This is a genomic window from [Flexibacter] sp. ATCC 35103, assembly GCF_001975985.1.
GTDB lineage: Bacteria > Bacteroidota > Bacteroidia > Flavobacteriales > Flavobacteriaceae > Flavobacterium.
The window spans coordinates 26,395-42,568 of sequence record NZ_MTQF01000006.1 but is presented as its reverse complement, the minus strand read 5'-3'; the positions used below and the strand labels follow the sequence as shown (position 1 = coordinate 42,568).

Annotated in this window: 18 protein-coding genes; 15 read left to right on the top strand and 3 right to left on the bottom strand. The window is 34.6% G+C overall.

Annotated features, from left to right (window positions below; translation table 11 throughout):
* Positions 1-85 precede the first annotated feature (85 nt).
* The 13 genes from BXU01_RS13670 to BXU01_RS13610 all read left to right on the top strand — a co-directional run bounded on the left by BXU01_RS13670 (position 86) and on the right by BXU01_RS13610 (position 11,740).
* Entirely contained in the window at positions 86-829 is a 744-nt protein-coding gene (locus tag BXU01_RS13670; protein WP_083693719.1) for an SDR family oxidoreductase, read from the top strand.
* A gap of 239 nt (positions 830-1,068) precedes the next feature.
* A complete protein-coding gene (locus BXU01_RS13665) occupies positions 1,069-1,641 on the top strand; it encodes a Crp/Fnr family transcriptional regulator (RefSeq protein WP_083693718.1) in 573 nt (190 codons plus the stop codon).
* A 593-nt stretch (positions 1,642-2,234) separates the two neighbouring features.
* A complete protein-coding gene (locus tag BXU01_RS13660) occupies positions 2,235-2,789 on the top strand; it encodes a YceI family protein (RefSeq protein WP_083693717.1) in 555 nt (184 codons plus the stop codon).
* Positions 2,790-2,793: 4 nt separating this feature from the next.
* On the top strand, positions 2,794-3,012 hold the full coding sequence (locus tag BXU01_RS13655) for a 4-oxalocrotonate tautomerase family protein (protein ID WP_083693716.1): 219 nt from the start codon (positions 2,794-2,796) through the stop codon (positions 3,010-3,012).
* Between the two features lie 5 nt (positions 3,013-3,017).
* Positions 3,018-3,749: an SDR family NAD(P)-dependent oxidoreductase gene (locus tag BXU01_RS13650; RefSeq protein ID WP_083693715.1), complete on the top strand. Its 732-nt coding sequence runs from the start codon at positions 3,018-3,020 to the stop codon at positions 3,747-3,749.
* 4 nt (positions 3,750-3,753) lie between these two features.
* Positions 3,754-4,203, top strand: coding sequence for a nuclear transport factor 2 family protein (locus BXU01_RS13645; RefSeq protein WP_083693714.1), 450 nt, complete (start codon positions 3,754-3,756; stop codon positions 4,201-4,203).
* Between the two features lie 18 nt (positions 4,204-4,221).
* Positions 4,222-5,307, top strand: a complete 1,086-nt coding sequence (locus BXU01_RS13640) for a nitronate monooxygenase family protein (protein ID WP_083693713.1) — start codon at positions 4,222-4,224, stop codon at positions 5,305-5,307.
* A 432-nt stretch (positions 5,308-5,739) separates the two neighbouring features.
* Positions 5,740-7,041 carry an epoxide hydrolase family protein gene (locus BXU01_RS13635; RefSeq protein ID WP_083693712.1) on the top strand — a complete coding sequence of 434 codons (1,302 nt, stop codon included), beginning with the start codon at positions 5,740-5,742 and terminating at the stop codon, positions 7,039-7,041.
* A 174-nt stretch (positions 7,042-7,215) separates the two neighbouring features.
* Positions 7,216-7,617, top strand: coding sequence for a cupin domain-containing protein (locus tag BXU01_RS13630; protein ID WP_083693711.1), 402 nt, complete (start codon positions 7,216-7,218; stop codon positions 7,615-7,617).
* Between the two features lie 139 nt (positions 7,618-7,756).
* Positions 7,757-8,776, top strand: a complete 1,020-nt coding sequence (locus tag BXU01_RS13625; RefSeq protein ID WP_123774050.1) for an alpha/beta fold hydrolase — start codon at positions 7,757-7,759, stop codon at positions 8,774-8,776.
* A gap of 268 nt (positions 8,777-9,044) precedes the next feature.
* The gene (locus BXU01_RS13620; RefSeq protein WP_083693710.1) at positions 9,045-9,455 is read left to right on the top strand and encodes an organic hydroperoxide resistance protein; all 411 of its coding nucleotides are present in this window, start codon (positions 9,045-9,047) and stop codon (positions 9,453-9,455) included.
* Positions 9,456-9,975: 520 nt separating this feature from the next.
* Positions 9,976-10,992 carry a sensor histidine kinase gene (locus BXU01_RS13615; RefSeq protein WP_083693709.1) on the top strand — a complete coding sequence of 339 codons (1,017 nt, stop codon included), beginning with the start codon at positions 9,976-9,978 and terminating at the stop codon, positions 10,990-10,992.
* A complete protein-coding gene (locus BXU01_RS13610) occupies positions 10,973-11,740 on the top strand; it encodes a LytTR family DNA-binding domain-containing protein (protein WP_056254387.1) in 768 nt (255 codons plus the stop codon). The genes BXU01_RS13615 and BXU01_RS13610 overlap by 20 nt, the downstream gene beginning before the upstream one ends.
* A 159-nt stretch (positions 11,741-11,899) precedes the next feature.
* On the opposite strand, the gene BXU01_RS13605 is transcribed toward BXU01_RS13610, so the two are convergent.
* From BXU01_RS13605 to BXU01_RS13595, 3 genes are all read right to left on the bottom strand, one after another.
* Positions 11,900-12,703, bottom strand: a complete 804-nt coding sequence (locus BXU01_RS13605; protein WP_255373768.1) for a thioredoxin family protein — start codon at positions 12,701-12,703, stop codon at positions 11,900-11,902.
* A 92-nt stretch (positions 12,704-12,795) separates the two neighbouring features.
* Positions 12,796-13,200: a DoxX family protein gene (locus BXU01_RS13600; protein WP_083693707.1), complete on the bottom strand. Its 405-nt coding sequence runs from the start codon at positions 13,198-13,200 to the stop codon at positions 12,796-12,798.
* Positions 13,201-13,398: 198 nt separating this feature from the next.
* A complete protein-coding gene (locus tag BXU01_RS13595) occupies positions 13,399-14,238 on the bottom strand; it encodes an AraC family transcriptional regulator (protein WP_083693706.1) in 840 nt (279 codons plus the stop codon).
* Positions 14,239-14,331: 93 nt separating this feature from the next.
* Between BXU01_RS13595 and BXU01_RS13590 the strand changes: the two genes are divergently transcribed.
* Together BXU01_RS13590 and BXU01_RS13585 are read left to right on the top strand one after the other, a co-directional pair.
* Positions 14,332-15,327, top strand: coding sequence for a hypothetical protein (locus BXU01_RS13590; protein ID WP_083693705.1), 996 nt, complete (start codon positions 14,332-14,334; stop codon positions 15,325-15,327).
* 223 nt (positions 15,328-15,550) lie between these two features.
* Complete coding sequence (locus BXU01_RS13585) at positions 15,551-16,132, top strand: TetR/AcrR family transcriptional regulator (RefSeq protein WP_083693704.1); 582 nt, start codon at positions 15,551-15,553, stop codon at positions 16,130-16,132.
* The last annotated feature ends 42 nt before the right edge of the window (positions 16,133-16,174 follow it).

The following is a 16,174-nucleotide window of genomic DNA, read 5'->3' as shown; positions in this document are numbered from 1 at the left end:
CATTTAAGTATACTCTGTGATACCATTGAAAAAGCAATATGTTTTCAGATCTAACTTTGTCCCATTAATTTTTAAAACATAAAAAATGGACAATTTAAATCATAAAGTTGCAGTTATCACAGGCGGAAATAGCGGTATAGGTTATGCAACAGCAAAACAATTAAAACAACAAGGTGCAACCGTTATTATTACCGGCCGCAGAAAAGAAGCCATAGACAAAGCGGCTCTTGAGTTAGGAGTAAAAGCCATTGTTGCAGATCAGTCTAATATTGCTGATATCGAAAATCTGGCATTAAAAGTAAAAGAAGATTTTGGTACTGTCGATATTCTTTTTATCAATGCCGGAATTGCCGGATTAGGAAATATAGAACAAGCCACAGAAAGATTATTTGACAGTATTATAAATGTAAATTTCAAAGGTGCATATTTTACCCTAAGCAAATTTATTCCAATACTAAAAGACGGGGCATCAGTCGTTTTTCTTTCTTCTAACACGGCAAGTATGCCCGGTCCCGGATCATCGATTTATTCTTCGAGCAAAACAGCCATTAATTCTGTAATGAAATCGGCTGCTTTAGAATTGGCGTCAAGAAAAATCAGAGTAAATTCCGTTAGTCCCGGTCCAACAGAAACTGAGGTTATGAACAAAGTTGGCTTAGATAAAGAAACCGTTAAAACCATTATGGATGTAGTGGTCGATAAAGTGCCGTTAAAACAAATGGGAACCTCAGAAGATGTTGCCAAAATGGTTGCATATCTTAGCAGTGAAGCCTCAAAATTCATCACCGGAGCAGACTTTATTATGGATGGCGGGATGGTTTTAGTTTAAGGTTCTAAGTCTCTAAGATTATGAGCTGCTAAGTTTTTATTGTAGTGGCGCATAGCAATGTGTCTTTTTTTTGCATTATAAAAGATGTTTTCAAAAATAATAATCAGGTCAAAAACTTTGCATCTTTTAACCTTTCAAAAAAAACTCAGTAACTTAGCAACTCAAAAACTCAGTACTTTTGATCCTTTTTCAAAAACTTAGAATCTTAGAGACTTAGCAACTTAGTATCTTTTAAAAAAATGGACTCCAAAGAAATCCTACAACAGCATATCGCCAAAACGGCTTCGTTGACAGACGATCAATTCGATTATTTCTTTTCACATTTTAAACCTCAGACTTTCAAAAAAGGCCAGACAATTATTGGAGCAGGTGATAAAGTCGATTGTGAGTATTTTGTAATTTCAGGTTGTCTGAAAGCTTTTTTTATCAATGATGAGATCAAAATGTACATTCTTCAATTTGCCATGCCAACCTGGTGGACATCTGATTATACAGCTTTGTACAATCAAACTCCTGCAACCATAAATGTAGATTGCATTACAGATGTCGAATTACTTTGTCTTTCGAACGGTGATCGAGAGAAACTTTGCGAAGAATTTCATCAGGTTGAACATTTTTTCCGTTGGAGAACCAATAAAGGATATATTGCTTCTCAAAAACGACTTTTATCCTTTATGAATAATAACGTCAAAATTCGTTACGAAGAATTATTAGCATTATATCCACAGCTTTATAATTTAGTTCCCAAACATTTAATTGCTGCTTATCTTGGCGTTTCAAGAGAAACCCTAAGTAGATTATATAATTCATAGTTTTTTTAGCTACAGATTTAAGATTTTGTTTCACGCAGATTTAAAAAGATTTAAGCAGATTTTTATTTTTCCGTTTAGTTTGTCATCCTGAGCGAAGTCGAAGGACGCGCAAATATAATTCGTAGAAGTTTTTTAGCCACAGATTAAAAAGATTAAAAGGATTTTTTAATTTTTAGTTTTCCACATAGTTGTCATCCTGAGCGAAGTCGAAGGACACACAAGTAACTCCGTAACGAAAGCCCAATCTTTGTCGAGGTGTTTTATTTGCCAAGTAGTTTGTCATCTCGACGAAGGAGAGATCACACTAGAAACTGTGCAATCGATAATCTCCAATCTTTGTCGAGCTACTTACGTGTCCTTCGACTTCGCTCAGGATGACAAAAATGAGAATAAAACTTTGCACTTCCACGTCTATGCGAGATTAAAAAAAGTCCACACCATCAGCTTAAATCTTTAAAATCGCGTGAAACAAAAAAACTTTGTTCCTCTGAACCTCACAACCTTTGTACCTCAAAAAAATATTGTGATCTACATCACGTAACCAATTTTTATACTCGCCGTTCCTTTGTATTGTACTTTTAAATACAATAAAAATGGAAACAACAAATTTTAAAATCGATAGTTCAAACAGTAACATCGATTGGACTGGTAGAAAAGTTACCGGTGCACATAATGGTACAATTGGTATCAAAGAAGGTCATTTTATTTTGAATGACGGAAAAATAAATGGTGGAAATATTGTCATCAATACCTCATCAATAAAAATTCTGGATGTAACAGATCCGGATACAAATGCACAATTTGCTGGACATTTGGCGTCAGATGATTTTTTCTCTATCGAAAAATTTCCAACTGCAGCATTTGATATTCTTTCTGTAAAAGAAGTTTCAAACGGAAAATATTATCTTGAGGGAAATCTTACTATAAAAGATATCACACATCTTGCTGGTTTTGAAACCGAAGTAAAAAGTAATCAAAACACGCTTTCTCTTGTCGGTAAACTGATTATTGATCGTACTAAATACGATATCAAATTTCGTTCAGGAAATTTCTTCAAAGATTTAGGCGATACATTAATCTACAACGACTTTGAGTTGGATTTTAATATTACTGCCGAAGCTGCATTTTCAGCACAATCTAAAAACTAAAGCCATGCCTTACGTAAAAATCGAATTGACCCGCGAAGGCGTTACCCGCGAGCAAAAACAAGAATTAATAAGCGGAATCACCAATTTGATTACCGATGTATTAAACAAAGATCCGCATTTAACCCACGTTGTAATTCAGGAAATCGAACTCGACGATTGGGGTTACGCAGGAGATCAGGTATCTGTATTAAGAGAAAATGGCATCACAGCCGATAAAAAATAAATATCATGAAAAAACAAACAATAATCGTTACTGGAGCAGCTTCAGGTATCGGAAAAGGAATCGCCAAATATTTCTTAGACAGAGGCGATAATGTCGTAATTAATTCATTAACACCATCTGCATTACAAAGCACGTATAAGGAGTTTGGAGCAGGCGATAATCTGGCCATGTTTGCCGGAGACGTGAGCAAGAAACAAACCGGAGAGGAATTGGTAAAAATTGCCATCGAAAAATTTGGTTCTGTAGATGTATTGGTCAACAATGCGGGAATCTTCGACAGCAAACCATTCCTGGAAGTTGATGAGTCTTATCTAGATAAATTTTTGAACACAAACCTAAAAGGAACTTATTTCACCACACAATCTGTTATTCCGCAAATGCTGAAACAGCAAGATGGTGTTGTAATAAACATTGGAACACCTTTGGTCAACCACGGATTAGGCGGATGGCCAGCTTCGGCTCCTGTATCAAGCAAAGGCGCTATTCATGCTTTAACGATTCAGTTAGCAGCAGAATTTGGCAAACAAAACATTCGTATCAATACGATAGCTCCCGGCGTTATACGTACACCAATGCACGGTGATAAAGCAGATCAAAGTGCCGGATTACATCTGGTAAACAGGGTAGGAGAGATCGACGATGTAGCTGAGATGGTGTATACTGTTGCAAAAAGCAGTTTTATTACCGGTTCAATCATCAATGTTGACGGTGGTAAAGGCGCTGGACATAACTTATAATTAAATGAAAACTATTTTATTAATTGCTTTTATGCTCTGTACTTTGCAGGGCATAAAAGCTCAAAATAACACTAAAATGGAAAATCAGGCAGACGTATCAGCAATTACTGATGCATTAGAAAATTATTATTTTAAAGGAATTTACGAAGGAGATGAAATACGTTTAGGAAGTATTTTTTATGAAGGCGCTTTACTTTTTGGAGATATAAAAGGGCAGCCTTATTTTAAAACGGTAGATCTTTATCTTGATGGTGTAAAAAACAGACAAAGCCCTAAAGATTCAGGAAAACCTTTTAAGGGAGAAATCCTGAAGATTAATGTAGTAAATTCAATAGCGACAGCCGAAATTAATGTTAAAATGTACGACTTTAATTATCGGGATTTTTTATCTTTCCATAAGATTAACGGAAAATGGCTGATTGTCAATAAAATGTTGACAGATATAAGTCAATAACTTTAAAACGTAGAAATAATGTGGTACAATACAAAAGCTACGAAATTATTAGGCATTGATTATCCTATAATGCAAGGACCATTTGGCGGAAACCTGTCAACGGTAGAATTGACTGCTGCGGTTTCAAACGCCGGAGGACTTGGCGGATACGGCGCTTATACAATGTCTCCTCAGGAAATATTTGATATAGACAAACAATTAAAAGCGGCAACAGATAAACCGTATAACATCAATCTCTGGGTATCAGATCATGATATTCCGCCATCTGGATTATCAGACGAACAATACAAGAAAACAACGGAATTATTTAAACCTTATTTTGATGAAGCTGGAATTCCGTTACCGGAAAAACCAGCTCCATTTCAATCCAGATTCGAGAATCAGCTCGAAGTTATTCTGGATGTTAAACCAAAAGTATTCAGTTTTATGTTTGGCGTTCCTTCGGTCGATGTTTTAGAGCAATGCCGAAGATCCGGAATTACAACTGTGGGTGCGGCAACGACTTTAGACGAAGCGATTTTTCTGGAAGCTGCCGGAGTAGATATGATTATTGCATCTGGTTTTGAAGCAGGCGGACACCGACCTTCGTTTTTGGCTTCAGCCGAATCATCCTTAACAGGAACCTTTGTATTATTGCAACTAATTCGTGAAAAAGTAAAAATACCAATTATTGCCGCGGGCGGAATCGCAAACGGAAAAGGAGTCGCTGCAGCACTAGCTTTAGGCGCAAGTGCCGCTCAGATAGGAACAGCATTTTTAGCTTGCGATGAATCGAATGCATTACCGATTCATAGAGAAATGTTATTTTCTGATGCAGCAAAATACACTACTTTATCCAGAGCATACACAGGACGTTTGGGACGTGGTATAACAAGCCGAATTGCCAAAGAAATTGCAGGTAAGGAAGAGAATATTCTTCCGTTTCCGTTGCAGACAACACTTATATCTCCATTACGAAAAGCAGCTCTTGACCAACAAAAATGGGATATGATTTTATTTTGGGGCGGACAAATTTCTCCAATTCTAAAACATACCAAAGCCAAAGAATTAATGCATTCTCTGATAGAAGAAACAAATGCTTATTTTGATGATTTGAAAGGATAAATAGATAAAAAAAATATTTAAAAGAGACTGCCCTAAAAGTGGTCTTTTTTCATTTATAATAGTTCCGCCAAACCCGACAGGTTTTTAATCCCGAGGCTTCGCGACTGTCGGGTTAGAAATGCCGTAAAGATAAAATTATCCGTAATTTTTATCATTCTGAGTAACGAAGAATCTTCACTATTAGCTCGTAAAAAATTGCGTAAACCTTTGTCAAAGTTTTAAACTTTGAAAGGTAATATAGCAAAAGTTTGTCATCTCGACTAAGGAGAGATGACATAGTACTTTAAAATTGTCTATAAAAACTTTCAACTTTCACAATGTCCGTTTCGGGATCAACTTCGTCCGTTTAGACTATTTCATGATTTTAAATCCCTTGTTATCGAGATACTTTTGACAAAGAAATTAATCACAATAATATAATTTATAATCAAAATGGAAACAATTCTAAAAAACAAAAACAGCTTTCTGACTGCCATTGCAACAGGAACATTTATGCTGATCGCAGCAACCGGATTTGCACAAAAAGATCAGCTAAAAACTAAAAATGATGCCGAGTCAATTCGTCCGTATCACATTAGTATTTCGCAAGAAGTATTAACAAATCTTCGAACTCGTATAAACGCTACAAGATGGCCGGATAAAGAAACCGTTACAGATCAGTCACAAGGAGTAAAATTACAGCAAATTCAAAACCTTGTACAATATTGGGGAACTACTTATGACTGGAAAAAAACCGAAGCCAAACTAAATGCACTACCTCAATTTGTAACTAATATCGATGGTTTGGACATTCAGTTTATCCACATTAAATCAAAACATAAAAATGCATTACCGTTAATAATTACGCATGGCTGGCCAGGATCTTTCTTTGAACTTTTAAAAGTAATTGGTCCGCTAACAGATCCTACTGCTTATGGCGGAAAAGCAGAAGATGCTTTTGATCTTGTAATCCCGTCAATGCCGGGTTATGGTTTTTCAGAAAAGCCAACAGGAACAGGTTGGGGACCGGAAAAAATAGGAAATGCGTGGGATGTTTTAATGAAACGTTTAGGATATAAAAACTATGTATCGCAAGGAGGTGATTGGGGTTCTGTAATTGCAGATGCTATGGCACGTCAGGCTCCGCAAGGATTATTGGGAATTCACGTAAACATGCCAGCAACGGTTCCTGCTGATATTGCGAAAGCTTTAAAAGACGGAGATCCCGCTCCCGAAGGATTATCGGTTAAGGAAAAAGCGGCGTTCGTTTCTCTTAATAAATTATACACAAGAGGCGGAGGTTATGCCGGAATGATGGTAACGCGTCCTCAGACTTTAGGATACGGACTTACAGATTCTCCTGTGGGATTGGCTTCTTTTTTCCTTGATAAATTCAACGAATGGACGTATAGTGGCGGAAATGCAGAAAAATCGCTTACAAAAGATGAAATACTGGATGATATTACCTTGTATTGGTTAACAAACACTGCCAACTCATCGGCACAATTGTATTGGGAAAATAATACCAACAACTTTAATGTGGTGGAACAAAAAACAAACGATATAAAAATTCCGGTTGCAGTAACAATTTTCCCTGGAGAAATTTATCAGGCACCAAAAAGCTGGACAGAGAAAAGTTATAAAAACCTGATTTACTTTAATGAAGTATCAAAAGGAGGTCATTTTGCTTCCTGGGAAGAACCACAACTTTTTACCGAAGAACTTCGCGCAGCGTTTAAATCTTTGAGAAAATAAGAAATAGTATAATAATACCTAACAGGCTTCGAAAACCTGTTAGGATTTTCAAAAAACTATGTTTCTATGTGTTTAGATCAAAGCAAAGAATTATAAAGATTTAAAAAAAAATCTGCTCGATCTGCTCAATCTGCGAGAAAAATTATTTAAAACATAATCTAAAAAACAAACCAAATGAAAACAAATAAAATATACGCAATCATGATCGTAGGACTTATTGCATTATTCACTCCATCGAATGCTCAGGCACAAAAAAGCGGAGTAAAACGTACCGATTTACAACAACACGATTTAAGTATTACTGGGAAAGAAATGGTTCAGGCAAGAATTGATTTTGATGCTCATACTTCGTTCGGGAAACACGCCCATCCGGGGGAAGAAGTGATCTATGTGCTTGAAGGCGCATTAGAATATCAAATTGAGGATGAAACTCCTGTAACCTTAAAAGCAGGCGAAGTACTTTTTATTCCTGCAGGAAAGTATCACTCGGCAAAGAATCATACCAACACTAAAGCTTCTGAGCTGGCTACTTATATTGTTGAAAAAGGAAAACCTATTTTGGTACTGAAAAAATAAAAACTCAGCTTTTGGTTTGTCCGTTTCAGGTTTCACTTTGTCCGTTTGAACTATTTTTTGATTGTAAAGCGGTTGTGATCGCAATACTTTTGACGAAGAAATAAGCTAATAATCAAACCATTAAAAAAAAATAATAATCATGAAAACAACACAAATAAACAAAAATAGCTTTAATAAAAGAGCATCTAAAATGCTTTTGATCGCTGCTTTATTTTTTGCAATGACAATTGTAAATGCACAAGCAACAAAACAAATAACAACAGCTAGTACTCTTGGAACCTTAAAACAAATTAATGCCGGATTATTAAATGTTGGCTATACAGAAGCAGGACCTTCAACAGGAACTCCGGTAATTTTGCTTCACGGATGGCCTTACGATATTCACAGTTATAATGAAGTAGTTCCCATTTTAGTTTCAAAAGGATATAGAGTGCTTACGCCTTATTTAAGAGGATCAGGAACTACGACTTTTCTTTCTAAAGATACTTTTCGAAACGGTCAACAGGCAGCATTAGCAAGTGATATTATTGCTTTTATGGATGCGTTAAAAATTGATAAAGCCATTATTGGCGGATTCGATTGGGGAGCAAGAACGGCAGTCGTTATGGCAGCACTGTGGCCGGAACGTCTAAACGGATTAGTTTCTGTAAGTGGATATCTGGTGGTAAATCTTGAAGCAAATTTAAAACCTCTAACCCCGCAGGCAGAATTAGGATGGTGGTATCAATATTATTTTGCGACCGAAAGAGGAAAACTCGGCTACAGCCAAAATACCTATGAATTTAATAAACTGATCTGGAAAATAGCTTCCCCATTGTGGAATTTTGACAAAACAACTTACGATCAAACGGCACAATCTTTTGATAATCCGGATCATGTGGCAATCGTAATTCACAATTACAGATGGAGACAATCTCTGGAACCCGGAGAATCCAAATACGATAGTTTAGAAAAGAAATTAGCAGCACGACCAGCGATCAAAGTTCCTACTATTACAATCGCAAGTGATTTTGATGGCGCTTTCACCGATGGAAAAGCATACGCCAATAAATTTACCGGTAAATACGAACACAGAATCTTAAAAGGAATTGGACACAACGTTCCGCAAGAAGATCCTAAAGCATTTGCTCAGGCAATAATCGATGTTACTAAAATTTAAGTAGAAAGAAAGTCTTCCGCAAAGAACGCAAGGATTTACGCAAAGTTCGCTAAGGTTTATTTTTAAAGTTACACAAAGTGGCACAAAGCTTTGCGCTCTTAGCGTTTTAATAAAAACCCTTAAAATTAAAAACCCTTTGCGCGCTTTGCGGTAAAATTTACCACAGAGAACACAAAGATTTAAACAAAGAGAGACAAAGTTTTGCGGTTAAATCATTAAGCATTCATATTTAAATTTTCAAATAATCTAAAATCTAAAATTAAAACTCATGGAAACAAAAGTATTATACACAGGAAAAACACACACAACAGGCGGTAGAGAAGGAGCATCTCAAAGTTCAGATGATCAATTAAACATTAAACTAAGTTCGCCGGGAACATCACGTACTGGAACAAATCCGGAACAACTTTTCGCAGCCGGATGGTCAGCTTGTTTTATTGGAGCAATGGGAATTGCAGCTTCTAAATTAGGAATCAAAGTTCCCGCAGAAACTGCCGTAGATGCAGAGGTGGATTTATGTCTGGCCAACGGAGAATATTTTCTACAAGCACGTCTTAACGTAAGTCTTCCGGGAATCGATCCTGAAAAGGCAAAAGAACTTACAGAAATGGCACATCAAACTTGTCCTTATTCGAAAGCGACAAGAGGAAATATTAATGTGATTATAAACATTTTGTAAACACAAAAAAAACAGAAAGCCTCTTCAGTCGAAGAGGTTTTTTATGCTAATGCTTTTCACACTATAATTACCATTCAAAAGTATTTTTTTTCTTCAAAATTAAATATTCGATTCTGTTCAAGTAATAGTTTATATAAAACTATACAATCTAAAAATATTCAAACACTTGATTATTTTATATTCTTTAAAATTATAATGAATAAAATGCTTATTCAGTACTAAATAATCCTTCAAAAAATGTTGATTCTGAATTATTTGACATTGTTGCGCTATTTGCAACTAGAAAAATGCCCGAGTCAAATTTAAAATTGAATTATTATTAATGACTAACATGATATAAAAACAACAATATTAATGTCATAAAATCAATTATTTTGAATGTGGTATGTAAAGTGATTAATTAATAAAAATGAGAAAGAAATAATTGCCTTTTTTTAAAACTAAGTCCTTATTTTTCTAATATAAAATACTTCTAAAATATTATATCTTTACCAAAGCAAGATTAAAAAAAACACAAAATATGGAAAAAGTAAAACGCTTTCAGGTTTCCTCAAAAGTAATATGGGGAAGTTCTATAGCATTGGCAATTCTTGCTTCGATACCTAAATTATTTGATGCCGATTCTACTTTTGGAGACATTGTTATAAACGCTTCGATCACTTTGTTGTTTTCCATTTTTATATGGTATTACAATATGTACAGTTTACCTAAATTTTCCTCACAGGGCACCAATACAAGTTTATTCAACTGGAAACTTTTACTGAGTGTAATAATGGGTATTTTGGTTATGGTGATTTTGGTAATTGGCCATCAGGAACTTTTTCAGATCTCAAAAATGGATGCTCCAATAATGTTCGAATTGCGCGGTGTTTTGATCAATCTGATTGTGTATATGTTTCTGCATTTGCTTTTTCAAAACTATCAAACTCAGCAAATGGGCGTTGAGCTTGAACGTACAAAAGCCATAAATCTGGGTGCACAATATGAACTTTTGAAACAACAGGTTAATCCGCATTTTTTGTTTAATAGTTTGAATACCTTAAAATCGATGGTTGATATTCAGGATCCTCAGAGTTCTGATTTTATTTTGAAATTGTCTGATTTTTATCGTTTTACATTAGAAAGCCGAAAATTGGATTTGATTCCATTACGAGAAGAACTTCAAATCCTGGATTCTTATGTTTATCTCTTAAAAGCCCGTTTTGAAGACGGATTTGTTTTAGAAAATCAAGTCGATCAAAGGCAATATGATTCTGCTGTTCCGCCATTTACACTGCAATTACTAATCGAAAACTGCATCAAACACAATGTTGTTTCCTTAGATAAACCTTTAAATATTAAACTATATACCGAAGGAGATTTTTTAGTAATCGAAAATCAAATCCAACTCAAAAGAGGCGTATTGTCTACCGGAGTTGGACTGGATAATATCAACCAGCGTTTTTCGCATTTGATTCAAAAAGAAATTGAAATCGAGAAAAATGAAACTATTTTTAAAGTAAAAATACCCATGATTTATGACTATCGTAATAATTGAAGATGAAGTAAAAACCGCCAAAGCACTTGGCCAGCTTATTTTGAGTATCAGACCAGATGCCCAAATTTTGTCATATATCCAGAGTATAGACGGCGCTGTGAGTTATTTGTCAGAGAATGATCAGCCTGATCTTATTTTTATGGACATTCAACTCGCTGATGGTTTGTGCTTTGAGATTTTCAAAAATGTTGAAGTTTTATCGCCAGTAATTTTCTGTACCGCTTTTGATGATTATGCAATTGAAGCTTTTAAATCTAACGGAATCGATTATGTACTAAAACCATTTTCGAGAGAAAGCATCGCACAGGCGATTAAAAAAGCAGGTGAATTAAAGAATTTCTTTCAAAGGAATAAAAAAGCAATGCCAGATTTCGAGTATTTATTAACAAGAACTGGTGAAAATAAAGGGAAAAGCAGTTTTCTTGTTTTTAAGAATAACAAATATCAAACAATTCTAACAGAGAATATTGCCTTTTTTTATATCAAAAATGAAACGCCAACGATTATGACTTTCGATAAAGTCGAATATCAAATCACTCAATCCCTTGATGAAGTGCATAAACTTTTATCACCAACTCAATTCTTTAGAATGAACCGACAATATCTGGTTAACTTTTCAGCAATCAGAGAAGCAGAACATTATTTCTCCCGCAAACTAATCATCAAATTAACCATCCCAACCGAAGAAAAATTATTGGTTGGTAAAGACAAAGCGACTGCATTTTTGAGTTGGTTAGAGAATAGGTAAATTAAAATTTATAATGCCACAGATTAAAAAGATTAAACTGATTCTTTTTTTGAATTAGTTTGATTTTAAATTTTAAAAAAATCTTTTTTAATCTGTGGCATAAAAAAAACACAATAATCAGTGAATAGCGGTTTAAATCCGTGCAATCTGTGGGCAATTTTACATCAAAGGAACTTTCGCTGTAGTAGAAATTTTTCCAGTCGAAGTATTTTGAAGGAAACCAATTAATTCCCAGTCTTTTGTATTGAAATTTACAGGTTTTTCAATTGCAATATTTCCGTCTTTTTCTTTTACAGCAAAACTTTTAAGCTGTCTCACAATCTGAACGTGATGCAAAGTATTTCCTTTATTTTCGCCGCGTGCTACTTTCGAAATCGCTTCCTTTTGAACCACAGCAATAAACAAATTGGTGTTTTTCTGAATTTCGTTTGTTTTAAAATGAATGTTTATGGAATCTGTATCATCACTTTTTGCTGTGAGTTCCAGATTAGAGTTGGTTCTAATGCTTAGAGCATCAGTTATTTTTTTAGAAAGTGCTGTTTCATAGTAACCTGCAAATTCGGTAGTTCCGTTTATGATAAACTGAGGTGTATACATGACATAAAGATTCAGCCAATTTTGATATTGTTGCTGGCGAACCGTAAATTGGTTTGAACTAAATTGATCTTTCCAGCCCAGACGATCCCAATAATCAACATGATACGCCAGGAAATAAACGTTTTGATCTGTGGTTTCGTTCTGTAATTTCGCTATCAATTCATCGGCAGGAGGACAGCTCGAGCATCCTTCAGATGTAAAAAGTTCAACAACAGCAAATCCGTTAGTATTAGAGGTTTCTACTTTAATTTTTTCTGATTTTAATTTCCCGGTCAGTTCTTCATAACTGTCCGGAAACATCAAACAGTTAAGGGAAAATAGCCCCGAAAGAGATAATATTGCAGCTATTAAAAGAGTATTTTTCATTGTGTATTATATTTTAAATTATTGATTATAGCAGTAGAAAAAATGCCTAAGAAAAAACCTTAGACATTTTTTCTGTTTGGTAATTGTTTGTTTTAGAGTGACGTATTGTAATCTACAGTGCTGTAAGTCGCCGTATATAATTTTCTAAACGTAATATAAGTTACACTTACCATAGTAAAAGCGATAATGGCATCGATCGTTGCAGGAAAACCCAATACGGCAAGTTTAGAAAAGAAAGCAAAAATGATATCAAAAAAGATTCCTGCAAATACCCATTCTTTCAATCTTAATAATTTATTTGGGATTAATAACGTAATTACTCCCGCAACTTTCATTACGCCAAGTAAATAAATAAAATGTTCCGGATAACCCAATTGTTGTGTAATTCCCCAAACAATTGGGTTTGTGGTTAGCTCAAAAAAGCCGCTTGCACCAAACCATAAAGAAGTTAATACGATTCCTGTCCAGTAAATAATTTTTGTTGTTTTTGTACTCATGATTTCTATTTTTTAAGTTGATTTATAAGGCAAATTTGCGCCATAAGCCCTCAATTTAAAATTGAAATTATGCTGAAACGGACGATTTAAAAGTTGAAACAGACAATCTGTAAGTTGACTTAATTTTGAAGGTTTGTATTAAAGGTAATTTAGAAATAGAGATTCTTAATTAGATTAAGATGTGGGATTTAAAGGATATCAATTCACCTTATTTTTTCTAAAAGCAGATGGAGTAGTGCCTCTGTGTTTTTTGAATATTTTATTCAGATGACTTTCATCGTTAAAACCCAATTCATTTGCAATTTCTCCCACGCGCAAATCACTGTAAAGAAGTCGGTTTTCTGCCAGCTTTATTCGGTATTTCGAAATATAATCCTGTAAAGTTTCGTTCGCTTGTTTTTTAAAATACCTTCCCAGATACGTTTCAGAAATTCCAAATTTCTCACTCATAATCCTAACGCTCAATTTTTCAGGTTCATAAATATGAGTTTGAATGTATTCAAGAAGCGTATGTGCTTTTGCATCAGATTGTTTGTTGATGTTTTCCGGAAGATATTCTGAAATATTTCGTGCAATAATCACAATCAAAGTGTTGATTAATAGTTGAATAAGTTCTGTGTTGTATAAAGTAGGATTATAATATTCATGCCTGATAGCTTCTATAACCGGATGTACCAGATTTTTGTCAGTAATTCTTTTTAAGATACAACCAGGCTGATGATGAGCATGTTGTAATATATATTCTAGTTTATAAAGATTGTTAGAAGTAAAAGGACCATTTTTAATATAAATATCTGTAAAACGCAACTGAAAAATTATAGTTGGACTCTTGATTTCTAACGAATGCGAATCCTGAGGAGTAATCAAAAAAAGATGTCCCGGTTCATATGACAGTCGGTTTTCATTGATCGTCTGAACTCCAGTTCCTGAAACGATATAAAGCAATTCAAAGAAATTATTGCCCACTTCAGTATGAAGAGATTCATTTATTTCCTTAAAAATAACTTCGTATGGCAGGTATATATTGTTTTTTATCATAACAGGATATTACTAAATTAACGAATGATATTACAATTTAAGTCTGGGTAAATCAGTATAATTTTGCTCAAAGTTAAATCAAATATTTTAATAATGGAGAAAATAGAACACAAAACGGTACAGCAAGAGATTCATAAACAAAAGATTGCATTGCCAATTGCTCCGGCATCATTTTTTGCAATGACATTGGGATTAGCCGAAACAGGAAACGCCTGGAGAAACGCCACTTCTTTGTGGAATTTACCATCTTATGTTGGCGAAGTTTTAGAAGGATTGGCGGTGCTTTCGTTTTTATGGTGGTTATTGGTTTATTGCAACAAATGGATTCAGCATAGAAATTTAGCCATAGCCGAGTTCATAGATCCTGTACAATCGTCGTTTCTGGCTTTGATTCCAGAATCTGTAATATTAATGGCAATTGCAGTTCATATTTACAGTGAGTCAATGGCTATTTCTTTATTTTGGGCAGGTTCTGTTTTAAATCTTGTTTATGGCGCTTATAAACTTTCCGGTTTATGGACACAAGAACGTCAGGCAGAACAAACTACACCATCATTGTTTTTGACCTTTACGGCGAGTATTTTAGTAAATGCCCTTGCAGCAGGATTATTAGGATATACGAATTACGGATACGTACTTCTTGGTATTGGAACAATTTCCTGGCTCATTATGGATTCCGTAATTACCCAACAATTAGCGATTGGTGGACTTGGCACAAAAACCAGAAACTTTATGGGAATTTATATGGCGCCGGCAGTTATTTTATTTGTGGCTTATCAGGTTTTATGTGGCAATAATCTAAGTATACCAGTAGTTTACGGTTTGATGGGATATGCTTTATTTATTTTTGTTGCAATAACTTTTGCTTTAAAATGGTTAAAAGAACAAGCTTTTGCACCTGGATATTGGGCATATACGTTTGGGATCGCTACTTTATCTCAGGGACTTTCTATTTTTGCTTTAAAAACCCACGATTTTCCGGTTTCAATATTAGCGATAATTATATTCTGCATAATGAATGCTGTAGTTTTAGGAGTTGCTATAGGATCTGTAAAATTGTTATGGAAAGGGAATTATTTCCCGAAGTAAAAAAATCAATTAAATATACTAAACCTGTCAGGTTTGTCTCAAACAGAATAATTTCAAAAATCAATAAAAATAAACCCGCGCCAACCCGCTTAATCCGTACAATCCGTGGGCTATTTTATCAAAACTAAAAAAACGTACAGCTCCCTTATAATTAAAATAAAAAGTTAAAACATTTGCAGATAAAGACCGAACGGTCTAAATTTGTTTCTTCAAATAAAAAGCCATGAGCAAAGCAGAAAGAACCAGACAATTTATTATTGAAGCATCGGCTCCTATAATTAACAAAAAGGGAATGGCAGGTACTTCATTGACTGATATTATGGAAGCAACTAAACTTGCCAAAGGCGGTATTTACGGTAATTTTGAGAATAAGGAAGAGATTTGCAAGGAATCATTTCTTTATTTAAGATCTCAATTATCTGATAAATTAAACAGTGCTGTAGCGGAAGGAAAATCGGCAAAAGAGAAACTTTTTAATTTATTGAATGTGTATGCCAATGATACAAATACGGCAGATGGCTGTCCGATTTTGAATTTTGGAGTAGAAGCAGATGATACCAATCCTGCAATGAAAGAACAGGTAAAAAAAGCAATTCGTTCGGCCCAAAACAGGTTTTTTACTTTAGTCGAAGAAGGAATAAATAATAAAGAATTGTCAGCAGCTATAAATCCGGAACATTTTAGCATTAAAGTTTTTGCTATGATAGAAGGTGCTATTTTATGTAGAAAAATTTTGGGAAGTGATGACCAAATGAAAATTGTCCTGGACAGTATCAAAACCGAATTTGAAAACTATTTATTGTAGTTTTTTTTTGAACTTTTTTAGACCGATCGGTCTAATTTAATA

Coding starts and splice junctions, on each gene's coding strand:
- BXU01_RS13670 (WP_083693719.1), top strand. CDS start 86: ATGGACAATTTAAATCATAAAGTTGCAGTTATCACAGGCGGAAATAGC.
- BXU01_RS13665 (WP_083693718.1), top strand. CDS start 1,069: ATGGACTCCAAAGAAATCCTACAACAGCATATCGCCAAAACGGCTTCG.
- BXU01_RS13660 (WP_083693717.1), top strand. CDS start 2,235: ATGGAAACAACAAATTTTAAAATCGATAGTTCAAACAGTAACATCGAT.
- BXU01_RS13655 (WP_083693716.1), top strand. CDS start 2,794: ATGCCTTACGTAAAAATCGAATTGACCCGCGAAGGCGTTACCCGCGAG.
- BXU01_RS13650 (WP_083693715.1), top strand. CDS start 3,018: ATGAAAAAACAAACAATAATCGTTACTGGAGCAGCTTCAGGTATCGGA.
- BXU01_RS13645 (WP_083693714.1), top strand. CDS start 3,754: ATGAAAACTATTTTATTAATTGCTTTTATGCTCTGTACTTTGCAGGGC.
- BXU01_RS13640 (WP_083693713.1), top strand. CDS start 4,222: ATGTGGTACAATACAAAAGCTACGAAATTATTAGGCATTGATTATCCT.
- BXU01_RS13635 (WP_083693712.1), top strand. CDS start 5,740: ATGGAAACAATTCTAAAAAACAAAAACAGCTTTCTGACTGCCATTGCA.
- BXU01_RS13630 (WP_083693711.1), top strand. CDS start 7,216: ATGAAAACAAATAAAATATACGCAATCATGATCGTAGGACTTATTGCA.
- BXU01_RS13625 (WP_123774050.1), top strand. CDS start 7,757: ATGAAAACAACACAAATAAACAAAAATAGCTTTAATAAAAGAGCATCT.
- BXU01_RS13620 (WP_083693710.1), top strand. CDS start 9,045: ATGGAAACAAAAGTATTATACACAGGAAAAACACACACAACAGGCGGT.
- BXU01_RS13615 (WP_083693709.1), top strand. CDS start 9,976: ATGGAAAAAGTAAAACGCTTTCAGGTTTCCTCAAAAGTAATATGGGGA.
- BXU01_RS13610 (WP_056254387.1), top strand. CDS start 10,973: ATGACTATCGTAATAATTGAAGATGAAGTAAAAACCGCCAAAGCACTT.
- BXU01_RS13605 (WP_255373768.1), bottom strand. CDS start 12,703: ATGAAAAATACTCTTTTAATAGCTGCAATATTATCTCTTTCGGGGCTA.
- BXU01_RS13600 (WP_083693707.1), bottom strand. CDS start 13,200: ATGAGTACAAAAACAACAAAAATTATTTACTGGACAGGAATCGTATTA.
- BXU01_RS13595 (WP_083693706.1), bottom strand. CDS start 14,238: ATGATAAAAAACAATATATACCTGCCATACGAAGTTATTTTTAAGGAA.
- BXU01_RS13590 (WP_083693705.1), top strand. CDS start 14,332: ATGGAGAAAATAGAACACAAAACGGTACAGCAAGAGATTCATAAACAA.
- BXU01_RS13585 (WP_083693704.1), top strand. CDS start 15,551: ATGAGCAAAGCAGAAAGAACCAGACAATTTATTATTGAAGCATCGGCT.